This window comes from Pseudochrobactrum mosebachae, from assembly GCF_048914685.1.
Taxonomy (GTDB): domain Bacteria; phylum Pseudomonadota; class Alphaproteobacteria; order Rhizobiales; family Rhizobiaceae; genus Pseudochrobactrum.
In genome coordinates this window covers 1,838,707-1,860,920 of the sequence record NZ_CP128408.1, presented here as the reverse complement: position 1 = coordinate 1,860,920, position 22,214 = coordinate 1,838,707, and the positions used below count along the sequence as shown (strand labels likewise).

24 protein-coding genes are annotated in these 22,214 nt (G+C 49.1%); 20 read left to right on the top strand and 4 right to left on the bottom strand.

The annotated features are described in order from the left end of the window. Positions 1-44: 44 nt before the first annotated feature. From odhB to MP213Fo_RS08490, 5 genes are all read left to right on the top strand, one after another. The gene (odhB, locus tag MP213Fo_RS08510) at positions 45-1,253 is read left to right on the top strand and encodes a 2-oxoglutarate dehydrogenase complex dihydrolipoyllysine-residue succinyltransferase (RefSeq protein WP_421088620.1); all 1,209 of its coding nucleotides are present in this window, start codon (positions 45-47) and stop codon (positions 1,251-1,253) included. Positions 1,254-1,357: 104 nt separating this feature from the next. Beyond that, positions 1,358-2,020, top strand: a complete 663-nt coding sequence (locus MP213Fo_RS08505; protein ID WP_421088619.1) for a LysE family translocator — start codon at positions 1,358-1,360, stop codon at positions 2,018-2,020. Between the two features lie 31 nt (positions 2,021-2,051). Then, positions 2,052-2,585 (top strand): hypothetical protein, encoded by a 534-nt coding sequence (locus tag MP213Fo_RS08500; RefSeq protein WP_421088618.1) that lies wholly within the window; start codon positions 2,052-2,054, stop codon positions 2,583-2,585. 75 nt (positions 2,586-2,660) lie between these two features. Further along, positions 2,661-4,067 (top strand): dihydrolipoyl dehydrogenase, encoded by a 1,407-nt coding sequence (gene lpdA, locus MP213Fo_RS08495; RefSeq protein WP_421088617.1) that lies wholly within the window; start codon positions 2,661-2,663, stop codon positions 4,065-4,067. Between the two features lie 266 nt (positions 4,068-4,333). After that, positions 4,334-4,504 carry a histidine kinase gene (locus tag MP213Fo_RS08490; RefSeq protein WP_421088616.1) on the top strand — a complete coding sequence of 57 codons (171 nt, stop codon included), beginning with the start codon at positions 4,334-4,336 and terminating at the stop codon, positions 4,502-4,504. Positions 4,505-4,610: 106 nt separating this feature from the next. Here the strand turns inward: MP213Fo_RS08490 and MP213Fo_RS08485 are convergent, their stop codons facing one another. Then, positions 4,611-6,089, bottom strand: coding sequence for a PLP-dependent aminotransferase family protein (locus tag MP213Fo_RS08485; RefSeq protein WP_421088615.1), 1,479 nt, complete (start codon positions 6,087-6,089; stop codon positions 4,611-4,613). A gap of 259 nt (positions 6,090-6,348) precedes the next feature. On the opposite strand from MP213Fo_RS08485, the gene tauA reads away from it, so the two are divergent. The 15 genes from tauA (at position 6,349) to MP213Fo_RS08410 (ending at position 20,605) form a co-directional block, all read left to right on the top strand. Then, on the top strand, positions 6,349-7,377 hold the full coding sequence (gene tauA / locus MP213Fo_RS08480) for a taurine ABC transporter substrate-binding protein (RefSeq protein ID WP_421088614.1): 1,029 nt from the start codon (positions 6,349-6,351) through the stop codon (positions 7,375-7,377). Between the two features lie 67 nt (positions 7,378-7,444). After that, complete coding sequence (locus tag MP213Fo_RS08475; protein WP_421088613.1) at positions 7,445-8,257, top strand: taurine ABC transporter ATP-binding protein; 813 nt, start codon at positions 7,445-7,447, stop codon at positions 8,255-8,257. Further along, on the top strand, positions 8,250-9,077 hold the full coding sequence (locus MP213Fo_RS08470; protein ID WP_421088612.1) for an ABC transporter permease subunit: 828 nt from the start codon (positions 8,250-8,252) through the stop codon (positions 9,075-9,077). Before MP213Fo_RS08475 ends, MP213Fo_RS08470 begins: the two co-directional genes overlap by 8 nt. A 207-nt stretch (positions 9,078-9,284) precedes the next feature. Next, positions 9,285-9,686 carry a nuclear transport factor 2 family protein gene (locus tag MP213Fo_RS08465; protein ID WP_421088611.1) on the top strand — a complete coding sequence of 134 codons (402 nt, stop codon included), beginning with the start codon at positions 9,285-9,287 and terminating at the stop codon, positions 9,684-9,686. 36 nt (positions 9,687-9,722) lie between these two features. Beyond that, the gene (locus tag MP213Fo_RS08460; RefSeq protein ID WP_421088610.1) at positions 9,723-11,135 is read left to right on the top strand and encodes an NAD(P)/FAD-dependent oxidoreductase; all 1,413 of its coding nucleotides are present in this window, start codon (positions 9,723-9,725) and stop codon (positions 11,133-11,135) included. A 78-nt stretch (positions 11,136-11,213) separates the two neighbouring features. Next, positions 11,214-12,989: a sulfoacetaldehyde acetyltransferase gene (gene xsc / locus MP213Fo_RS08455; protein ID WP_421088609.1), complete on the top strand. Its 1,776-nt coding sequence runs from the start codon at positions 11,214-11,216 to the stop codon at positions 12,987-12,989. 171 nt (positions 12,990-13,160) lie between these two features. After that, positions 13,161-14,150 (top strand): phosphate acetyltransferase, encoded by a 990-nt coding sequence (gene pta, locus MP213Fo_RS08450; protein WP_421088608.1) that lies wholly within the window; start codon positions 13,161-13,163, stop codon positions 14,148-14,150. 129 nt (positions 14,151-14,279) lie between these two features. Next, entirely contained in the window at positions 14,280-15,215 is a 936-nt protein-coding gene (gene xerD / locus MP213Fo_RS08445; protein WP_421088607.1) for a site-specific tyrosine recombinase XerD, read from the top strand. A gap of 133 nt (positions 15,216-15,348) precedes the next feature. Then, positions 15,349-16,302 carry an acetyl-CoA carboxylase carboxyltransferase subunit alpha gene (locus MP213Fo_RS08440; RefSeq protein ID WP_421088606.1) on the top strand — a complete coding sequence of 318 codons (954 nt, stop codon included), beginning with the start codon at positions 15,349-15,351 and terminating at the stop codon, positions 16,300-16,302. A gap of 245 nt (positions 16,303-16,547) precedes the next feature. After that, positions 16,548-17,789, top strand: coding sequence for a hypothetical protein (locus tag MP213Fo_RS08435; RefSeq protein WP_421088605.1), 1,242 nt, complete (start codon positions 16,548-16,550; stop codon positions 17,787-17,789). Next, positions 17,790-18,038: a sulfurtransferase TusA family protein gene (locus MP213Fo_RS08430; RefSeq protein WP_421088604.1), complete on the top strand. Its 249-nt coding sequence runs from the start codon at positions 17,790-17,792 to the stop codon at positions 18,036-18,038. It begins immediately after the preceding gene. A 986-nt stretch (positions 18,039-19,024) separates the two neighbouring features. Then, positions 19,025-19,621, top strand: coding sequence for a PRC-barrel domain-containing protein (locus MP213Fo_RS08425; protein WP_421088603.1), 597 nt, complete (start codon positions 19,025-19,027; stop codon positions 19,619-19,621). Positions 19,622-19,730: 109 nt separating this feature from the next. Continuing rightward, entirely contained in the window at positions 19,731-19,898 is a 168-nt protein-coding gene (locus MP213Fo_RS08420) for a hypothetical protein (protein WP_421088602.1), read from the top strand. A 62-nt stretch (positions 19,899-19,960) separates the two neighbouring features. Continuing rightward, positions 19,961-20,278: a plasmid stabilization protein gene (locus MP213Fo_RS08415; protein WP_421088601.1), complete on the top strand. Its 318-nt coding sequence runs from the start codon at positions 19,961-19,963 to the stop codon at positions 20,276-20,278. 99 nt (positions 20,279-20,377) lie between these two features. Next, positions 20,378-20,605, top strand: coding sequence for a hypothetical protein (locus tag MP213Fo_RS08410; protein WP_421088600.1), 228 nt, complete (start codon positions 20,378-20,380; stop codon positions 20,603-20,605). 69 nt (positions 20,606-20,674) lie between these two features. Here MP213Fo_RS08410 and MP213Fo_RS08405 read toward each other — a convergent pair whose 3' ends face one another. The 3 genes from MP213Fo_RS08405 to MP213Fo_RS08395 form a co-directional block, all read right to left on the bottom strand. Beyond that, on the bottom strand, positions 20,675-21,148 hold the full coding sequence (locus MP213Fo_RS08405) for a ferritin-like domain-containing protein (RefSeq protein ID WP_421088599.1): 474 nt from the start codon (positions 21,146-21,148) through the stop codon (positions 20,675-20,677). Positions 21,149-21,225: 77 nt separating this feature from the next. Then, positions 21,226-21,804: a general stress protein gene (locus MP213Fo_RS08400; protein WP_421088598.1), complete on the bottom strand. Its 579-nt coding sequence runs from the start codon at positions 21,802-21,804 to the stop codon at positions 21,226-21,228. A gap of 18 nt (positions 21,805-21,822) precedes the next feature. Further along, complete coding sequence (locus MP213Fo_RS08395; RefSeq protein ID WP_421091075.1) at positions 21,823-22,161, bottom strand: PepSY domain-containing protein; 339 nt, start codon at positions 22,159-22,161, stop codon at positions 21,823-21,825. Positions 22,162-22,214 lie beyond the last annotated feature (53 nt).

The window sequence follows — 22,214 nt, the reverse complement described above, 5'->3', positions numbered from 1 at the left end:
GCGCGTTCCATTTGACAAGATTAAGATCCAGGGAAGATAAAACCATGGCCACCGAAATCCGCGTTCCCACCCTCGGGGAATCCGTCACAGAGGCAACTATCGGCAAATGGCTCAAAAAAGTCGGCGATACCATTGTTGCTGATGAACCATTGGTTGAATTGGAAACTGATAAGGTTTCCATCGAAGTTCCAGCTCCTGTTTCAGGTGTTCTGACTGAAATCACTGCGCAGGAAGGCGACAATGTCGGCCTTGATGCGCTGCTTGGCCAGATTGATGCATCGGGCGCAGCTGCTGCACCAGCTGCTAAAGCTGCCGCTCCTGCCGCCGCAACACCGGCAGCAACTGCCGCAACTCCCTCCTCTATGCCTGCGGCACCGGCAGCTGCCAAGCTGCTTGCTGAAGCCGGCGTCAGCGCCGATCAGGTTGATGGTTCCGGTAAGCGCGGTCAGGTGCTTAAAGGCGATGTTCTTGCAGCCTTGGCTAAAGGCACCGCTCCTGCACCGGCAGCGGCTCCTGTAGCTGCCGCACCACGCACAGCACCTGCTGGTGACACTGTGCGCGAAGAGCGCGTGAAGATGACACGTCTGCGTCAGACCATTGCACGCCGCCTCAAAGATGCGCAAAACACCGCAGCAATGCTCACCACTTATAATGAAGTGGATATGAGCGCGGTTATGGAACTGCGTAAGCGTTACAAAGATCTTTTTGAAAAGAAGCACGGCGTTAAGCTTGGCTTCATGGGCTTCTTCACCAAGGCTGTTACACATGCCCTGAAGGAAATCCCTGCGGTTAATGCTGAAATCGACGGTACAGACCTGATCTACAAGAACTTTGCTCATGTCGGCGTTGCTGTCGGTACGGACAAGGGTCTCGTTGTTCCGGTTGTGCGCGATGCCGACCAGATGTCGATTGCTGAAATCGAAAAAGAAATCGGTCGTCTTGGCCGTTCAGCGCGCGATGGCCAGCTTTCCATGGCTGACATGCAGGGCGGTACATTCACTATTTCCAATGGTGGTGTTTACGGCTCGCTGATGTCTTCACCTATCCTGAACGCGCCGCAGTCCGGTATTCTCGGCATGCACAAAATTCAGGATCGTCCGGTTGTTGTCGGCGGACAGATTGTTATCCGTCCTATGATGTATCTGGCACTGTCTTACGATCACCGTATCGTTGATGGTAAGGAAGCCGTGACCTTCCTCGTCCGCGTTAAGGACAGCCTGGAAGATCCGGAACGTCTGGTTCTTGATCTGTAAGAATGATATGAGCGCTGCATTCAAAATGCAGCGCTCTTCTTATCTGCATTGTTTGTGAGCCGGTTCCGGCTCTTGTTTCTTTTTAAAAACGCTCGGAGCCTCCCATGCAGTATGTGATCGAATTTACCGGTCTGATGGCGGTATTCGTGATCCTGCTTGTCGCACCCGGTGCAGATTTTGCACTGATCGTACGCCAGAGTATTGTGCATGGCCGTCGCGCGGCTTTTATTACCAGCCTTGGCATTGGTGCCTCGCTGATGTTCCATATTTCCTATACAATTCTTGGTATCGGCCTGATTGTATCGCAATCTCTGTTTTTATTTTCCCTGATCAAATGGGCAGGCGCTGCCTATCTGTTTTATCTCGGTGTCAAAGCCCTGCGCGAAAAACCGCTGAGTAGTGCTGACGCTGATAAAATGTTGCCCGCTGATCCGGCAGAATTGCCAGCAGCCAACACCCGCACAATTTCTGCCAAACGCTGTTTCACAATGGGTTTCATTACCAATGCATTGAACCCGAAAGCAGTGCTGTTTTTTCTATCGCTGTTTTCATCACTTGTCAGCCATGAAACGCCAACATTAATTCAGGCAACCTATGGCCTGCTAATTGCATTCATCGTGATTGGCTGGTTTGCCATCGTCACATTGTTTTTCACATTGGAGCCCGTTCGTAAGCGCTTTTTCGCATTAGGTGCATGGTTTAATCGCGTGACAGGCATGGTATTTATCGGATTAGGTATTAAGCTTGCCAGCCAGCAAGCGCACTAAGTTGAAAACCTGAAACCCCGAGAGGGAAAAAATGATTATTAAAACAGCCATTTTCAAACACGCCATTGCCCTTCTTAGTGCAGGTGCGATGCTGGCCGTCTCCTCTGTTGCTGCATCCGCAGCCTGCACGCAAAACCGGGCAACCTATACCGATAAAAATCAAAATTACAGCCTGACCTTCAGCCCCGCCGTTAAAGGCGATGAACAGGCAGGCAATAATTTTACAATTATTGCCAATGACAAGCCAGAGTTCAAACTGCAAGGCAATGTGCAATGGACAGACGGCGCTGCTCGTCCCAGCGCGATGATTACCTATAATTGCGCCAGTGATGAAATGGCGGAAGATGAAATCGGTGACTGCACAATCTGGCAGGGTGTTGTTTATGCCCTTAAAGAAGGTGCTGATGCTGATTTTTTACCCCGTAATGATGAACCGGCAGCAGCAGCCATTCTGCTACCGGATTTTGTCAGCATGCTGGACAGCTACGATTTTGGAACAGCCACACCGGTTGAACCTCTGAACTGGGAAGTGTTTCGTTTCAAAGTCTGCACTCCTGAAGAATAAAAGTTTTATGCCCTCTGCGGGCTGCCCTAATTCCTGCGCAGCACGCTATCCAGAAGAGTAAAAAAGGATCCCACAATGTCTTACGATGTCGTTGTCATCGGTACCGGCCCAGGCGGCTATGTCGCTGCTATCAAAGCTGCTCAGCTTGGTCTGAAAGTGGCTGTAATTGAAAAGCGCAGCACTTTTGGCGGCACCTGCCTCAATGTAGGCTGTATCCCTTCAAAGGCATTGCTGCACGCTTCTGAAGTTTTTGCTGAAGCCGGTCATTCCTTTGATGCGCTTGGTGTTGAAATCGGCGCTCTGAAGCTCAATCTGGAAAAGATGCAGGCACACAAAACCACAACAGTAAAAGCAAACACGACCGGTGTTGAATTCCTGTTCAAGAAAAACAAAATCGAAGCCTTTATCGGTACCGGTAAAGTTGTTGCAGCAGGCAAAGTCTCTGTCACCGCAGAAGACGGTTCAGTTAAAGAACTCGAAACCAAAAACATCATCATCGCCACCGGTTCTGATGTTGCAGGTATTCCGGGTGTTAAAGTTGATATCGACGAAAAAATCATCGTCTCCTCAACCGGTGCGCTCGAATTCACCAAAGTTCCGGAACATCTGGTTGTTGTCGGCGGTGGTGTGATCGGTCTGGAGCTTGGTTCCGTATGGTCACGTCTTGGCGCTAAAGTAACTGTTGTCGAATATCTCGACAAGATTCTTGGCGGCATGGATGGCGAAGTTTCCAAGCAGTTCCAGCGTATGCTGGCCAAGCAGGGTATTGATTTCAAACTCAGCGCCAAAGTGACCGGCGTTGAAAAATCCGGTGCCGGCGCCAAGGTTACTTTCGAGCCGGTTAAAGGCGGCGATGCTGTAACCATTGAAGCCGATGCCGTGCTGATTTCTACAGGTCGCCGTCCATACACCGATGGTCTTGGTCTGGCTGAAGCCGGTGTATCGCTTGATGATCGTGGCCGTGTGGCGATTGATGAACATTGGCAGACCAATATTGCCGGTATTTATGCCATTGGTGACGTAGTGCAGGGCCCAATGCTTGCGCATAAAGCTGAAGATGAAGGCGTTGCAGTTGCTGAAATCATTGCCGGTCAAAAAGGCCATGTGAATTACGATGTTATTCCAAGCGTCGTTTATACACAGCCTGAAGTGGCTTCAGTAGGCAAAACTGAAGAAGAGCTCAAAGCTGCCGGTATTGACTATAAAATCGGTAAGTTCCCGTTCACAGCCAATGGCCGTGCACGCGCTATGCAGCAGACAGACGGTTTTGTGAAGGTTCTGGCTGATAAAGCAACTGACAAAGTACTCGGCGCTCATATCCTTGGTTACAATGCCGGTGAAATGATCCACGAACTGACAGTGCTGATGGAATTTGGTGGCTCTTCAGAAGATCTGGCACGCACCTGCCACGCACATCCGACCATGTCGGAAGCCGTGCGTGAGGCTGCAATGGCCACCTATGGCAAGCCAATTCATATGTAATTTTGCTACTTTATGAATGCAGAAGGCCCGGTTTTCACCGGGCCTTTCTTGTTTTTAGTCAGGTTTTATTGAGACAATCAATGCATTATCGAATGAGGGCCTCATGTTCGATGCCTGCACAGGCTAGAACATTTCACTATCAAGTTGAATCAACTTGATAGGTATGACAATGCGAAAACTCTAATATCTAGAGCGCGCGCTGTGATCGAACCTGAACATTTCCCGCTCTAAGAGCGCACGAATATGCTGAGAAAGATTGAAACCACATGCCTACCCTCACCCGCCTCATCATCATAGTGGCTGTGATTGCAGCAATCATTTACGCAGTGATGCTGGCGCTTGTAAGCTGGGTTAAACCGGTGACAACTGAGGTCATTATCCGCATTCCCGCACATAAGATACTAGAGCAACCTGCAGATAACCCGCCACCTACATAGAGCGGTTTCAGGAAAAGTGGGAACCGGTTTTCCGTTCGAAACTGCGTTTAAACAAACAGATAGAGCAGTGTTTCTGCTTCAACGAAAAATGCACTCCCTGAAAAGATTACAAGTTAAGCTTTTTTATATGAGCTGCAGTCATAGCAACGCCTTCGGCAATGCGGTTTGGTACAATTGAAGAATAAGCCATGCGGAAAAACCGGCAAGGCTGGCTTGGCCCTGCGAAAAAGGGTGATCCGGATTCAATCAATATTCCTTTCTCGCGTAACTCCCGCGTCAGCCGGTCTGCATCAAGCTTTTTCGGTCCCTCAATCCAAAACGCAGTACCGCCAAAAGCCGATTTTCCGGCGATGTGCAGCCCTTCATTTTTCAAAGCTTCAACCATCACAATATGGCGCTTGTGATATTCCATACGCATCCGGTGAATAACGGAATCATAATGGCCGAGCCCGAGAAAATAGGCAGCAGTGCGTTGTAAGTGGCCGGGCGGGTGGCGCAACATCAAGGCACGCAATGCCCGCGCCTGCCGGATAACGGGTGCTGGTGCCACCAAATAGCCTAACCTTAGCCCCGGAAATAAGGACTTGGAAAAACTGCCGACATAAAGAACCCGGCCATATTTATCCAACGACTTCAGAGCGGGCGTCGACGGTTGCAAAAAGCTCATTTCAAACTCGTAATCATCCTCAACAATCACGAAATCCTGCTCTGCGGCAGCTTCCAGCAAGGCTATCCGCCTTGGGCGTGGCATGGTAGCGGCAGTTGGCGACTGGTGGCTGGGCGTGACAAAGACCGCATCAATATTTCGTGGCAGTTTTTCAGGTGGCAAACCATCTCCGTCCACGTCCAAGGCAGTAACCCGCGCCCCACTTAAATGGAGAGTCGCTAAAATATCAGGATGTCCAGGATTTTCAAAAACCGCATGAGATTTACTTGATAATAACAGCTGCGTGACGATCCAGAGCGCATTTTGCGCGCCCACAGTGACCAGAATTTCATCCGCTTCCGCACGAATACCACGGCTGGGCAATGTGCGTGAGCGGATATAATTTACAAGTTCAATATCGTCTTCAGCTGCAAAATCACCCGCCATCATTGCAAAATCTTCACGCGACAATGCACGCCTTGCACAATCGCGCCAACCTGCCAGATCAAACAATGTGTGATCCATCTGCCCGTACAGAAACGGATATTTATAACTGCGCCAATCCAATGGTTTGCGGATTGTTTTGGCAATCGAAAAACCCGGACGTATTTTAGCGTCCCAGTCCACCGCTTCGCCACTTTGCAGCTCATATTCATGACCGATAGTATTGATCGGAGGGGTCTTTGAAATATGATAGGCGCTACGGTTCTTAACCTCGAGATAGCCCTGAAAAGCCAGCTCCTGATAGGCAAGGGTAATCGTCAAGCGGGATATATTGAGATAATCGGCGAGCTTGCGCGTTGAGGGCAGCTTAGCGCCGGGTATAACCTGCCCTGAAAGCACTGCAGATACAATAATTTCCCGGATTTGAGATTGTAGTCCCGTACGGCTTGAGCGATCCAAAAAAAACGTTGTTTCAGAAACTGTAGCTGACTTCAAATGCTCACACTCCGCTCAGCATAATTCTGACCTGACAATGCTTGTGTGTCTATGATTACGAATTATATTTTATTTCAATTCATTAACATATTTTGGTCTGCGCTAACGCATCCATTCAACTGGACTTATTCACTCTCTATTCTGGATATAAGACAAATGCCGCATCATGACTATCGTTCAAGCGTGGCACAACAGATTGGCAAAAGCCAACAGTCATAGCGCAGCCTTGAAATAGCTCTGCAAATGGAAGGGGAACTCCATGAACTACATCAATAAAGCATCAAAAATATTTATAGGATCTGTTTTTACAGCCGGCCTTTTGACCAGCGCGGCCTATGCGGAAACCAGTGTTGTCGTAGGTTATCAGCAGATTGTCGGACCATTTCTGACAGCAATTGCTGACGGTCGTTTCGATGCCGCCGCCCAAAAAGCCGGCTATAAGATTGATTGGCGTCAATTTTCTTCCGGTGGGGATATTTCCACCGCGCTCGCTTCCGGCAATGTGCCGATCGGCGTTATTGGCTCAACCGGTATTGCCGCTGCCAGTACACGCGGCGTGGATATGGAGCTGTTCTGGATTCTCGACAATATCGGAAAATCTGAAGCACTTGTTGCCCGTGAAGGTTCCGTTATCGAAAAGCCGGAAGACATGAAGGGGAAAAAGGTTGGCGTGCCTTTTGTGTCCACAGCCCATTTCCATCTTCTTGTCGGTTTGCAGGATGTCTGGAAAATCAACCCGCGTGAGGTTGAGATTCTGAACATGACACCACCGCAGATTGTTGCCGCATGGCAGCGCGGTGATATTGATGCGGCCTATGTTTGGCCACCGGCATTATCGGAAATTCTAAAGAGCGGCAAAGTCATTGCTGACTCTGAAGAAATTGGCGCCAAAAGTGTACCGACCTTTGACGGACTTGTTGCAGATAAAGGCTTTGCCAAAGCTAATCCCGAATTCATGACCGCATTTACCGGTGTACTGGCTGAAGCCTATGCCGATTACAAAGCCAATAGCAGCCAATGGACAGCCGGATCCGACCAGATCAAAGGCATGGTCAAACTGATTGGTGGTAATGCGGAAGATATTCCGGGCGCTATGGCATTGCTGTCTTATCCGACAGCTGAAGAACAGGCCTCAGCAACATGGCTTGGTGGCGGCAAAGATTCCGGCGCCCTGCGTTCACTCACTGAAAGCGCAAAATTTCTGGTTACTCAAAAACAACTCGATGCTGCGCTCGATGATTATAGCCCGCATGTAAACGGCTCATACGCATCCAGCGCCGCGAAATAGCGTCTTTTTACTTTTCGCCGGCGGTTCTTGCCGCTCATTGATACCATCGTTACCGAAAGGCAACGTCATGGAAACCCTAGACGTGTCAAATGTTAGCCTTACTTATCCGGGGCTGTATGTAGAAGAAGCAGTGATCGCCCTTAAGGGCGTTAATTTACGAATTGAAAGCGGCGATTTCGTTGTCGCTTTGGGTGCGTCGGGCTGCGGCAAGACCACGCTTCTCAATCTGATGGCGGGGTTTATGATCCCGTCATCTGGCGAAATTACCCTTGGCGGCAAACAAGTGCGCGGCCCAAGTGCTGAACGCGGCGTGGTCTTTCAAAAACACGCTTTGCTGCCATGGCTCAATGTTATCGACAATACTGAATTCGGCTTGAAACTACGTGGTGTTCCCAAAGCGGTACGCCGTGAGTGTGCAACAAAAAATCTCGCACTGGTCGGGTTACAAGACTTTCACAACCATAAGATTTACCAGCTTTCGGGCGGTATGCAGCAGCGTGTTGGCATTGCCCGCGCCCTGACCTGCGATCCTGCCATGTTGCTTATGGATGAACCAATGGCAGCGCTTGATGCGCTGACCCGTGAAACCATTCAGGAACTGTTACTGCGGGTCTGGAAACTCACTAATAAAATGTTTTTCTTCATCACCCACAGCGTTGAAGAGGCTCTGTTTCTCGGTTCACGCCTGATTGTTATGTCGCCGCGGCCAGGCCGTATTACCCACACTTATGAGCTCGACTTCAATAAGCGGTTTCTGGAAAGCGGAGATGCCCGTGCAGTCAAATCAAGCCCTGACTTCATCAAAATGCGGGAAACCATTCTCAGCATTATCTATGGTGATGAAAGAGCCTCTGGAAATCCGGAGTTAGCCCATGCTTGATCGCTTAATCAAAGGTCGCCCGGTTAAACCTGGCAAGATTTATGGTGCTCCGGGTGACGGTAATAGTGGCCTCATCAGTCTGACTACGGCTATCATACTGGTAAGCCTGTGGTTTTTGGTAACCAAAATGGGCTGGGTAAAACCACTCTTCCTGCCCTCTCCGATCGCGGTTTATAATAAATTTATAGCCGCCGCGACCGATGGTGTTGCTAACTCCACATTGCTGGAACACACAATTGCCAGTTTGGCGCGTGTGCTGGGGGCATTCTTTCTTGCCTGCATAACCGCCATCCCCATTGGGATCATGATGGGTATGAGCAGTTTTGCCCGTGGTGTGCTTGATCCGATTATCGAATTCTACCGCCCGTTGCCGCCGCTTGCCTATTTACCGCTGATTATTATCTGGCTCGGCATCGGTGAATTTCCGAAAGTGTTTCTGATCTTTCTGGCAATTTTTGCTCCGATGGCCATTGCTGCGCGCTCCGGTGTTCGCTCGGTTTCAACCGAACAAATCCATGCCGCTTACGCAATGGGTGCATCACGGCTGCAAGTGGTTACACAGGTGATCATGAAAGCAGCGCTGCCGGAGATTTTCACCGGCATGCGCATCGGCATCGGTGTGGGCTGGACCACATTGGTGGCTGCGGAAATGGTGGCAGCTCATCGCGGACTTGGTTTCATGGTGCTGAATGCAGCACAGTTTCTGGCCAGTGACACCGTGATTATGGGGATTATTGTTATCGGAATCTTCGCTTTCGCCTTCGATTTGCTGATCCGATACATGGAGAAGGTACTGATCCCATGGAAGGGCAAAGTTTAGAAATTATTACAATCAACCTGGATGGTATCACTCTGATCAATCGCAGAAAAAGTCGAGAACATTCTAGCATAACCGGCAGATAACCACCCGCCTATCGACCTTAATTACAGAACGGACTGCGCCCGGCATGCTTTGCCGGGCAGGCAATAGCTTTACCCAAAATTACGCGTTTGTGGTGCCAGAAACCACACCTGCACGGAGCATAAAATGACAGATACAGTTTCAAAATCCACGCTTACAGCAGCAGACTTCACAGCACTGTTCGATGCTTTTAATCGCCACGACATTGATGGCATCATGGCATTTTTCAGCCCTGATTGCGTGTTCGACGCCATTGGCGGTTCAGAGGTTTACGGCACCCGCATCATTGGTAAAGACGCCATCGCCAAAGCTTTTTCAGGTGTATGGGCAGCCATGCCGGATGCCAGCTGGGGTGTACACACTCATTTTGTTCATGGTGACCGCGCTGTGTCTGAGTGGACATTCAGCGGCACGCAAAGCGACGGTGCCCGTGTTGAGGCTCAGGGCTGTGACCTGTTCACCATCAGCAATGGCAAGATCATCCGCAAACAAGCATTCCGCAAGAACCGGCCCCTGCTGACGGCTTAGAATAATAGCCAAAGGTGGTGGTGGAGGAACCGGCACATGAATCATCAAGCACAAAACCCTTTCAAGGCACGCGAGCCGTTTGATCCGCGTTATGATCCCATAACATCAAAAACGCCGGGCCATGGCCGCGCCTATGCGCCGACCTACTGGATTGATACTGCCGGCGCACCGCCACAAGATGACGGTCCGGTAACTGCCGATATGGATGCCGATTTTGTTATTGTCGGCTCCGGTTATACCGGTCTGTCTGCGGCCATTCATTTGGCTAAAGACCATGGCATTAAAGCCACCGTTTTAGAGGCCAATGGCGTTGCATGGGGATGCAGCACCCGTAATGGCGGGCAGGCACAAATCTCATCCGGCCGGCTCAAGCGTTCTGACTGGATTGCGCGCTGGGGCATTGATGTTGCCCGCAAAATGCATGCGGAAGTTACGCAGGCCTTTGACGTATTTCGCGACCTGATCGCCCAACCCGATATTCAGTGTGAACCGCAGGATGGCGGCCATCTCTATATCGCGCATCGTGAAAAAATGATGCCGAAACTCTCTCAGGAATCGCAGCTGTTAAATGAGGTCTTTGGCTATAAAAGCCGCATACTCTCGCGTGATGAAGTCCTCAATGATTTTGTCGGTGATCGCGAGTCGCAAGGGGCAATGTATGAGCCCGATGGCATGGCTATTCATGCGGCAAAGCTTGCCTTTGGCTATCTTAATATGGCGCGCAGGCTCGGTGCCAAAGTGCATGTTTCAAGTCCGGTTCTGGCTTGTGAACGCCAAGGAAACTCTTATCTGCTGCGAACACCGGGTGGCACGGTTCGTGCCAAAAAAGTGTGTTTTGCCACCGCCGGTTATACCTCACCGCAGTTGCACCCGTTAACGCGCAACCGGTTGATGCCGGTGCTGTCCAATTCAGTTGTAACCCGCGTTCTCACACCACAGGAGATTGAAGCTTGCGGCTTGAAGGCACGCTTTCCGCTGACAGATACGCGCACATTACGCCATTATTATCGTTTTCTGCCGGATGGCCGGATGCAGATCGGCAGCCGCAGCGCCATCACCGGTGCGGATGCGCCGAACCAAAAGCATTATGATTTGTTACTCAAAGGGTTGCATCGCAAATTCCCGGCGCTGAAAGGCGTGGAAATCGATTATTCGTGGTGGGGTTGGGTCGATGTCAGCCATGACATGATGCCGCGTATTACCCGCCCCGATCCCGAGCAAGAACTCTATTACGCCATGGGCTATGGCGGCAATGGCGTAATGTATTCAGCGCAGGCTGGCCGACATGTGGCCGCAATGATGGCGGGTAAGAGCCAAGGTAAAGGCCAGAATCTTGATTTGCCGATCTTCACCTCACCCTTGCCAAGTTACGGCATGCTGACGCCGTTTCGCAGGATCGGCCAACGCGCAATGTATCACTGGTACGCCCTGAAAGACGAAGTTCTCTGAAGCTTTGCGCCATGCGCCAAGCACCAAACGCATACGGTTTTTAACAAACCATTATTTAGTAAAAGAAAGGTATTCGCCATGAAGATGACCACAGAAGAAGCCTTCATCAAGGTTTTGCAGATGCATGGCATCGAACACGCCTTTGGCATTATCGGTTCGGCTATGATGCCGGTATCAGACCTGTTCCCTAAGGCCGGTGTAACATTCTGGGATTGCGCCCATGAAACCAATGCCGCGATGATCTGCGATGGTTATACCCGTGTTACGGGCAAAATGGGGATGGCCATTGCCCAGAATGGTCCGGGCGTAACAGGCTTTGTTACTGCGATTAAAACCGCCTACTGGAACCATACACCAATGCTGCTGGTGTCGCCGCAAGCCGCCAATAAAACCATTGGACAAGGTGGTTTTCAGGAAGTGGATCAGATGGCACTGTTTGAAGAAATGGTCTGCTATCAGGAAGAAGTGCGTGATGCCAGCCGTATTCCGGAAGTGTTGAACCGCGTGATTGAAAAAGCCTGGCGTGGTTGTGCACCGGCACAGATCAATATCCCGCGCGATTTCTGGACACAGGTGATTGATGTTGATCTGCCGCAGATTGTGCGTTTAGAACGCCCTGCAGGCGGCAAAGATGCCATTCTGGAAGCTGCCAAGCTTTTGACTGAAGCCAAATTTCCGGTCATTCTCAATGGTGCCGGCGTGGTTATCGGTGGCGCAATCGAGGCATCCAAAGCTCTGGCTGAGCGCCTCGATGCACCGGTTTGCTGCGGTTACCAGCATAATGATGCTTTTCCCGGCACACATCCGCTATCGGTTGGGCCACTTGGCTATAACGGCTCCAAAGCCGCTATGGAACTGATCGCTAAGGCCGATGTGGTACTGGCACTCGGTACCCGCCTCAACCCGTTCTCAACACTGCCGGGCTATGGCATTGATTATTGGCCGAAAGCCGCCAAGATCATTCAGGTTGATATTAATTCCGACCGGATCGGTCTTACCAAAAAGATCTCGGTTGGTATTTGCGGCGATGCCAAACAGGTCGCAGAGCAGATTCTTGAACTGCTCGGCAAATCGGCCGGTAATCATGGTCGTGAAGAGCGCAAACAACTTACCCATCAGCGCAAATCCGCATGGCTACAGCAATTGTCATCAATGGATCATGAAGATGATGATCCGGGCACCAAGTGGAATGCTGATGCCCGTGTGCGTGATGCAAACCGCATGTCGCCGCGTCAGGCATGGCGCGCCATTCAGGCCGCAATGCCAAAAGATGCGATTGTATCAACCGATATCGGCAATAATTGTGCAATCGGCAATGCCTATCCGACCTTTGAACAGGGCCGTAAATATCTTGCTCCCGGCATGTTCGGACCATGTGGTTACGGCTTCCCATCAATTATCGGCGCGAAAATCGGTTGCCCTGAAGTACCAGTGATCGGTTTTGCGGGTGACGGAGCATTTGGCATTTCCATGAATGAAATGACCTCTATCGGGCGTAAAAACTGGCCGGCGATCACAATGGTGATCTTCCGCAACTATCAGTGGGGTGCCGAGAAACGCAACACCACACTCTGGTACGATGATAATTTCGTCGGCACTGAGCTCAATCCTAATCTCAGCTATGCCAAAGTTGCCGATGGTTGCGGCCTCAAGGGTGTGACCGTGGACACACAGGAAGCACTGACACAGGCATTGCAAAAAGCGATCGAGGATCAGGCAGCCGGTAACACTACTTTCATTGAGGTTATTCTCAATCAGGAACTGGGCGAACCATTCCGCCGTGATGCCATGAAAAAACCGGTGGTTGTGGCAGGTATCAGTCAGGCTGATATGCGTCCGCAAACACCAGCCTGATTTTGAAACAACCATGCCGGAGAAACCCCTTCCTCCGGCATGGTGCTTATCAGTACAATCGAAAACCCGCTTTCTGCCCGATATTGCGTAGTTTAATTCAGCTAGCGCGCTTTTCTACCTCAAAGAAAAATCAAAGCGCTCTGCTCTCACCATTGCTGAGGACGAACGACCATGCTGCCGCTTGAAAAAATCTTCGAACAGGCGCGCCTGAAGCAAGCGCATATTGTGCTGGCCGAAGGTGAAGACCCGCGCATTGTTACGGCGGCAATGGCTGCAACCAGCCAGCAACTGGCTGTCATTACCCTGCTCGGGGATCCGCTCAAAATCAGACCGCTGCTGGATAAAGAAACATCTGACAACATACAAATTATCAACCCCGCCACCGCAGAGCGCAATGCGCATTATAGCGAAGTGCTGTTTGATCTGCGTCAGGCAAAGGGCATGACGCAAATACAAGCCAATACGATGGTGAAAACACCGCTTGCCCATGCCGCCATAATGGTACGTGAAGGCGATGCCGATGGTACAATTGCCGGAGCGGTCGCCACCACTGCCGATGTGGTACGTCATGCCTTGCAAATTATCGGTAAAGCGAAAAACGCCAAATTGGTTTCGAGCTTTTTTCTGATGCTACTCTGTGAAGCACATCATCAGAAAAAAGGCGCTTTCATCTTCGCGGATTGCGGTTTGGTTATAGAGCCAAATGCTGATGAGCTGGCTGAGATTGCCATGCAATCGGCAGCATCCTTCACGCAGTTAACAGCAAAAGATCCGGCAATTGCAATGTTATCATTTTCCAGTGCCGGCAGCGCCGCGCATGAGCGCGTTTCAAAAGTTGTCGAGGCCACAGCCTCTGTTCGCGCGCAGGCACCCGAGCTTTGCATTGACGGGGAATTGCAATTCGATACAGCATTTGTGGAAGCGATAAGCCTTGCCAAATCTCCCGCCTCACCGTTGAAAGGCAACGCTAATATTTTTGTTTTCCCCAACCTGGAAGCTGCCAATATCGGCTACAAGATTGCCCAGCGCATTGGTGGAGCTGCAGCGATCGGCCCTGTATTACAAGGCCTTACTAAGCCCGCCAATGATTTATCCCGTGGCTGCTCGGTCGAGGATATTGTCAATATGATTGCCATCACAGCATTACAAACTACCCGCTAATGCACCCGTTTTCTGCCTGTCTTCAGAAAAATTAAATCGCACAGCAGCTGTTCACTCTTCACCCATCTGTTTACACTTATTGTATAAAGATGCCGTGTTACCCACGATACCGGCTGGCAGAGGCAGAAGATGCAGAACAATCTTGATACCAATGCTGCAATTGATTCCTTTCTGGAAATGATGAGTGCCGAACGCGGTGCTGCAGAAAACACTCTGGAATCCTATCGCCGTGATCTTGAAACCGCGGCAGATTTTATGGCCGCGCGTAATGTCAGGCTTGCAAATGCAGCCTCCGCTGATATCCGCGCTTGTCTTGATGATATGTCTGTGCAGGGCTTTGCGGCCACCTCACAGGCACGCCGCCTCTCCTCATTGCGTCAGTTTTTTCGCTTCCTTTACACGGAAACTATGCGCATGGATGATCCGACCGGCATTATCGATGCGCCGAAAAAAAACCGCGCTTTGCCAAAAATCATGAGCGAAGACACTGTCGGCACATTATTGGCACAGGCCGAGAATGAAGCGCAGCCCCAAGACGATATGAGCGGTTATTTCAATGCGGTGCGCTTGCATACCTTGCTGGAGCTGCTTTATGCCACCGGCATGCGCGTGACCGAGCTTGTTGGCCTGCCAGACAAGACTATACGCAGTAATCAGCGTTTTTTGCTGGTACGCGGCAAAGGTGCCAAGGAACGTATGGTGCCGCTATCGCTCAAAGCACAGGCTGTGTTGCAGCATTATTTAAATTTAAGAGATCGTGTTCCCGAATGGCAGGATAACCAGTGGCTGTTTCCGGCGCGCTCTGAAAGCGGATTTCTGGCACGTCAGGTTTTTGCACGCGAACTCAAATCACTGGCGGCAAGAGCCGGTATTCCGGCAGCAGCTGTATCGCCCCATGTCTTGCGCCACGCTTTTGCCAGCCATCTTTTGCAAAATGGTGCAGATTTACGTGCCGTACAGCAATTATTAGGTCATTCGGACATTTCTACGACACAAATTTATACCCATGTGCTCGAAGAAAGACTGCATCAACTGGTTGCAATGCATCATCCGCTTGCCGATTGACGTTATGCCGTTTAAGAGAAACATATACGACAGATGGAATTTTCTGTCAGACAATCTATATAGGATAGACAAACCCGCCTGAAGACCTTTCAGTCTGGCGGATATAGTCTCAAGAGCGCAACAGTCAGGTCATATGTATAATTACCTTGATTTCGAAAAACCCGTCGCTGATCTTGATGGTCAGATTCTCGAGCTTAAAAAACTGGCGCAGGAAAGCGGCAGTGTTGAGATGAGCGATGAGATACGCCGGCTTGAGAAGCGCTCGAATGATGCGCTGAAAGATCTCTACCGCAAACTCACGCCCTGGCAGAAAGTGCAGATTGCACGTCATCCAGATCGCCCGCATTGCCTGGATTATGTAAACCGCCTGTTTACAGACTTCACACCACTGGCCGGCGATCGCAACTTTGCAGACGATCAGGCTATTCAGGCCGGTTTTGCGCGTTTTAACGGCGTGCCGGTTGCCATTCTCGGGCAGGAAAAAGGTAGCGATACCAAAACCCGTCTGAAGCATAATTTCGGCTCACCACGTCCGGAAGGCTATCGTAAAGCCATCCGCATCATGGAACTGGCTGACCGTTTCAAATTGCCGCTGATCACTTTGGTCGATACGGCCGGTGCTTATCCAGGTGTTAGTGCTGAAGAGCGCGGACAGGCGGAAGCCATTGCCCGTGCACTGGAAATGAGCATGAAGCTGCATGTACCGGTAATCACCGTGGTTATTGGTGAAGGTGGTTCAGGCGGTGCAATTGCTATTGCTGTCGCCAACCGCGTTTACATGCTGGAACATGCGATTTATTCGGTGATTTCACCAGAAGGTGCAGCTTCAATTCTGTGGCGTGATTCGACCCGCGCCAAAGATGCTGCCACGAATATGCGAATTACTGCACAGGATCTTCATGAGCTAAAGATCATCGACAATGTGATTCCTGAGCCGCTGGGCGGTGCCCATCGCGGTAAAAATGCAATCATTGATAATGTTGGCGAAGTGATTGCCAGCGCACTGAAATCAATGGAAGGTATTGACGGCGACACCCTCAAACAGGAGCGTCGCAAGAAATATTTGGCCATGGGGCGCAACCTCTGAACCACAAGCTATTGTTCCAACACATAGTTTAAGGCCGCGTTTATAGCGCGGCCTTTTTGTATAAGGTGTAATATAGTCAAACAGCACCATATGTTGTAAATATTGCCCAGCGCTAAGTTATCAACACTTTGTCAATCATACTCAACGATAATAACAAATAGGCTGACAGCTGCTGAAAATTTGCCTTTTTACTGCCTCAGAATAATTTGTTCAAACTTTTGCGTAATATTTTGCCGGTGAACCTTATGAAATTAAGAACTGCAATTTTTGCATCGCTTATCGCAACCGTAGCTCTTGCTGGTTGTCAGGGCTCTGTATTTGACGGAGTTGATGCTAAAGCTGAACGCGAATTGCCGTCTAAAGTTCTGGCGAAGATCAAAGCAAAAGGCATGAATAAAACATCGCCTGTTATGGCGCGCATCTTCAAAGAAGAAGGTGTTCTGGAAATCTGGAAACAGAAGACCAATGGCCGCTATGACATGGTAGCCTCTTACGAGATTTGTAAATGGTCCGGCAAGCTCGGCCCTAAATATGTTGAGGGTGATCGTCAGGCACCGGAAGGCTTTTACTCGGTATCAGCCGCCCAGATGAACCCGAACTCGCAATATTACCTGTCGTTCAATCTTGGCTTCCCGAATGCGTATGACCGCGCAAATGGCCGTACCGGCCAACATTTGATGGTTCATGGTGCCTGCTCGTCTTCAGGCTGCTATTCTATGACCGATGAGAGCATGTCCGAGATTTATGCTTTTGGCCGCGATTCATTCAAAGGCGGTCAGCGTGATTTTCAGGTACAAGCCTTTCCGTTCCGTATGACTGCAGCCAATATGGCACGTTATAAACGCGACCCGAACTATGATTTCTGGACAATGCTTAAACAAGGCTACGACCAGTTCGAAATTACCAAAGTGCCGCCAAAAGTCGATGTTTGTGGTAAGCGCTACGTGTTCAATCAGAATTTTCCGGGACAGCAGGGCATATCAGCATCCGCCTCTTGCCCGCCAATGTCACAGCCTGATTCCATCCAGTCGGCTTATTCCAGTTATCAAAAAACCTATGATGCTGCGTTTTCAACTGCACTGAATAAATCGACAAAGAAAACACCTGCCCCGTCAATTATGGGCGTTCAGGAAGCAAAGCTGGTTTCAGATTGGAGTGCACGACGGGCACGAGGTGAAAAAGTATCCCGCACCCCGCCATCTTTATCTCCTGCTTCTTCAGAACCGCAGGGCGCACCGGATACTACCACGCCAAGCGCACTCGCACAGTCACCTGTAGCGCCGGAAAAAGCAGTGACAGCCACAACTGCTGTAATAGCCCCAGCACCTGGTCAGCCAGCGCTTGACCAGAACGCTACAGCCTCTGTGACCACCGCCGCACCGGTACCGCAGAACAATCCTGCAGAGCCTATGGCTTTACCGCAATCCATACCGGAAGTGGCTACTGCTGAGAAAAAATCTCTTTGGAACCGCATGACCGGTCAATAAATGGCGCAGGAAAATACTTTGACAGAGGCAATAACTTATTGCGATTTTAAGGGGCTTCAATGCCCCTTACCTGTTTTAAAAACCCGTAAAAAACTGCAGAGCCTCGCTGCATGCAGCTTGCTCAAAATTGAGACAACTGATCCACTGTCCCCGTTAGATATTGCGCATTTTTGCCTGACAGACGGTCATGAATTAGTCGAACAACGCGCTGAAGACCGGATTTTTCATTTTCTGATCCGTAAGCGCTAATGGATTCATAAAGTATAGATCTATGCGATCATTGATATTCTTACTCTTTAAACGATCAAAAACACCTACAAGCCTATAATGACCCAATGAAATTGTCTTACGGGCAAAATTATATAAATGAAAGCTCAGTTATTCGGAGGTATAATTTAAAAACACGGTGATTATCTGATTTATTGTTATGATATCATCGTACATATCTAAAAAATAAATATTCAACACTATATTTTCTGTATCATCATCAATCATTCAAGCTTATCAAGGCTTATTCAATCAGATTTTTCTTGTAACAACCACAGTATACCAACGGGACTTATATCACTTGGTAGCAACTATGTATTAAATCATTTCTATGGTTTAGACACAGAAACTACATTGCATACTTTCACTGCATCAAGTCCCTCCGCCCCGCACCCCCACAAAGGCAGATATTTTATGAAACGCGTTGGAGAGACTGATTGAAAATAAGAAGCTACAAAGTCTTGTAAAAAACTCTATAATTCTGATTTCTATTAAAAGATATGCCCTACCCCGCTAATATGGGATGTTGCATTTTCACTTTGAAGACTGCCCCCTCTCCGAAAGCTTTCTTTACAATACGCCAGTTACAAATTTCCGAAACACGCATATCCCCGATCGATTAGATTCGGGGTTTATTTATTGTTGCTGCTTATGTTCTGATTGTTTTTTGATTTTGGTTGCGGGGGCGCGCAACCACCGATACCGACATTTATTCTCAATCGAAATTTAAGCCTTATCTCTTAGAATAAGCAACCGAAGTGATGATACATAAATAACTTTTCATTTGTGGAAGATACGTTACTAAAATTTTCAGCACTGCATTAGAAAATATAGCTATTCACTCATGGCAAAATCAACATTTTGCCATGAGTGCTTATTTAAATTGGGCGTAAACATAGCATAGCTCACGGAACCATTCCGGCGCAAAAATGTTAGCATTATGTAACATACGTGCAAAGGAGATAGTTATGTTGAAAGCTACACTTCTGGCAACGTCGTGTGCCTTATTTATTGGTAGTGCGGCCTATGCTCAGACAAGCGATACCACTACCGCACCGAATGCGCCCATGGAACAACAACCACAGACTTCCGTTAAAACTGAAAATATGTTCGGAAGCCAGTCATCAGACACTGCAACGGAAACCAATAAGGTCGGCTTTTTAGAAGCAAAACCGGGGCAGTTGCTGGTATCATCCTTTATTGGGCAAAGTGTTTATGAGAGCGATGCAAACGACGCTAAATCCGTTGGCAAACTAAATGATCTCATTACAAGCCCAGATGGCCAGATTGATGCCGCAGTTATTGGCGTCGGTGGTTTTCTGGGGGTTGGTGAAAAAGATGTGGCGGTTAGCCCTGATCAGCTGCAACTCGCAATGCGAAGTGATGGGAAGAAATGGCTCGTTATCAAGGCAACCAAAGAGGAGTTGAGCGCTGCCCCTTCTTTTGACCGGTCATCACTTTTCTCGGAAGGTGTCGCTGATCCAGCGGCAGCAGCAAAAGAAGCCAACCCTGAAATGCCCGCATCAACGCCCCCGGCTACTCCTCAAACAAACACAACACCATAGTTTCAGAAACAAAAATCGACTGCCTGCAAAACATGCGGGCAGTCTTTGTTTCATTATCAGCACTCATTTTACAGGCAGGGAATCTCAGAAATTTAGAAACGGATCCGACATGACACAAGACAAGAATACTGAGCCACTTACGGAAGATGAAGACGTCAAATTCCTGGCCGAAAATTCAGACATTTCTCCATTACAAGCTTTGGAACTTATCAAGAAATACGGCCGTGACAGAGAAGTTCTTCTAAAAGAAGCACTAAAATTCAAAGCGGAAGGTTAAAGACCATGGAAAATGCTTGAATAGAAACTCCCTGCTTTAATTACACATCAACGGAGAGCGCTATGTCCCAAGGAGATAAATCAAAATATACAGACAAACAAAAACGCAAAGCTGAGCATATTGCTGCTAGCTATGAAAAACGCGGCGTCCCTGAAAAAGAAGCGGAAGCACGCGCCTGGGCAACGGTGAATAAAGACGATGGCGGTGGAAACAAGCCAGGCGGCTCAGGATACGGTAAAAAGACCGGAAATCCCGCTGCGCATAAAGGCGGTGAAAAGGGCGGACAGGCAAGTGCCTCCAGAACACCCGAGCAACGCTCTGCCTCTGCGAAAAAAGCTGCTGAAACACGCAGGAAAAATAAAGAAAAATCAAATAATTAAATCAAAGAATAGTATTGACCAGATATAAAACTTGATATGACTTATCCGGTTTGCATGGCCAGACTGACAGAATAAATTTCAAGTCAGCGAGGTAAAATCGTGGCATTTTCAGGCAATAAGTACAGCGGAACATTAACGCCCGAACAAGTCACCATTCTGCAATCAACATATGATGAAGTTTGCAGAATATTAGGTCGTTGCCCGACAACAGACACGAATAAAGAACAGCTTGCACGCGCAATAATCAGTATGTTTGAACAAGGGAATGCAGACCCCAAATATATGGCCGGTAACATTATAGAGGCTGAAAAATATCTGACAAAATGATCAGAGCACATAGCTTTTTGAGCACATGAGACGCCAGATATCGGTGGCACTCAATCAGCATAAAGCACGTCAAAGCATATTGATCGTCCGGATTGCTAAGTTTGTTAATTTACTGTTTGCCGCTCTTTCCTCGTCTAAAATTCTAGTAAGCACAGAATGCGCTTCTTCATAACCGAGTATCCGCGCCCATTCGCGCAAAGTTCCGTAACGGGAAATTTCATAATGCTCAATTGATTGGCATGCGGCTAACAAACCAGCATTCAAAGCGACTTCACTTGCATCTTTGAGCAGAACGTCTGCTTGCTCCATCAATCCTTCGATCGCCAAGCACTTCTCACCATCTGCGATGGTTCCTATTAAAGGGAAAACACGTCTCAGCAGCTCAACATGCTTGGTCGTTTCCTCAATATGTTCCTCTATCACAACCTTTAACTGATCATTTATTGCAGCATCCGCAATCCTTCGCAAAGCCGGTACCAGCATATTCTCCGCGTAGTACATTTCCTTCAAACTGCGCTTAAAAATATCCGCTAAAGTTTTCAAAGCATAACTCCCTGCATTGGCCTCTGAATCATGCAAAATTAAAGGCAGAATAATCTGCCTTTAATTGGGTATTTTATTTAGCGATAACGTAACCGTTCGCTTTCAATCTCATCTACACTGTAGGGTTTTGCGTCCGGATCAAATCGCTGCCAGCCTTCCTCGGTATAATGACGGCGACGATCATCAAGATTGACCATACTTGCACGTGTCAGAATCTGCTGCGCTTGTGCATGTTTATCATCTGGGACTTTCGCACTAACCAATGTTCCGCCACGGCGCACGCCTTCGGCATAAATATGGGCATCCTGTTCCGATACACCCTCATTTATCAGTGCTCCAATCAAGCCACCCGTCGCGGCACCGACAACAGCACCACCTGCAGCACCTGCAGCAGTTGCCGCCAGCCAGCCGGCTGCAACAACCGGACCAACTCCCGGAATAGCAAGGATACCCAAACCTGCAAGCAAGCCGCCTGCACCGCCAATCATAGCACCGATGCCCGCACCGGCAGCTGCACCACCCGCAGCATCCGTTTCCCGATTAGCATCATGTGTGACAATACTGATGTCATCCGATGGAATACCAATAGCCTCTAAATCTGTGACCACCTGTTTTGCGGTTGAGTAATTATCAAAAAGTCCTGTTACATTTTTCATTGTCATCTCCTTTTTCAATTACTGCAGTTCACTGGTAATGTTGCCTTGGTAGTCCATGCGGACATTCACATCGGCGCCATCTTTTTTAGCTTTTGCTTGCCAAATTCCATCAGAACCAAGGTTCAAAGTCTGAACATCAGCATAGCCTGCAGCTTCCATTCGCTCTTTCGTCTGAGATTCAGTGAAACTATTTTCACCCTCTATTGGTGCCTGTGGGCTTGGAGCAGCCGACGGCGCAACCATCGGTGTTTCACCAGTGCTTTCCGGGGGATTTTGAGCGGGTGCGGTCGTTTGTGCATAGGCCCCTGCCGTTGCAAACATACCCGCAGAGATCAAAATTAAGAGCTTCGTTTTCATCATATTTCCTCCTGTTGGTACTTAACTAACGGGGGGAGAATTGGATTGTTCCA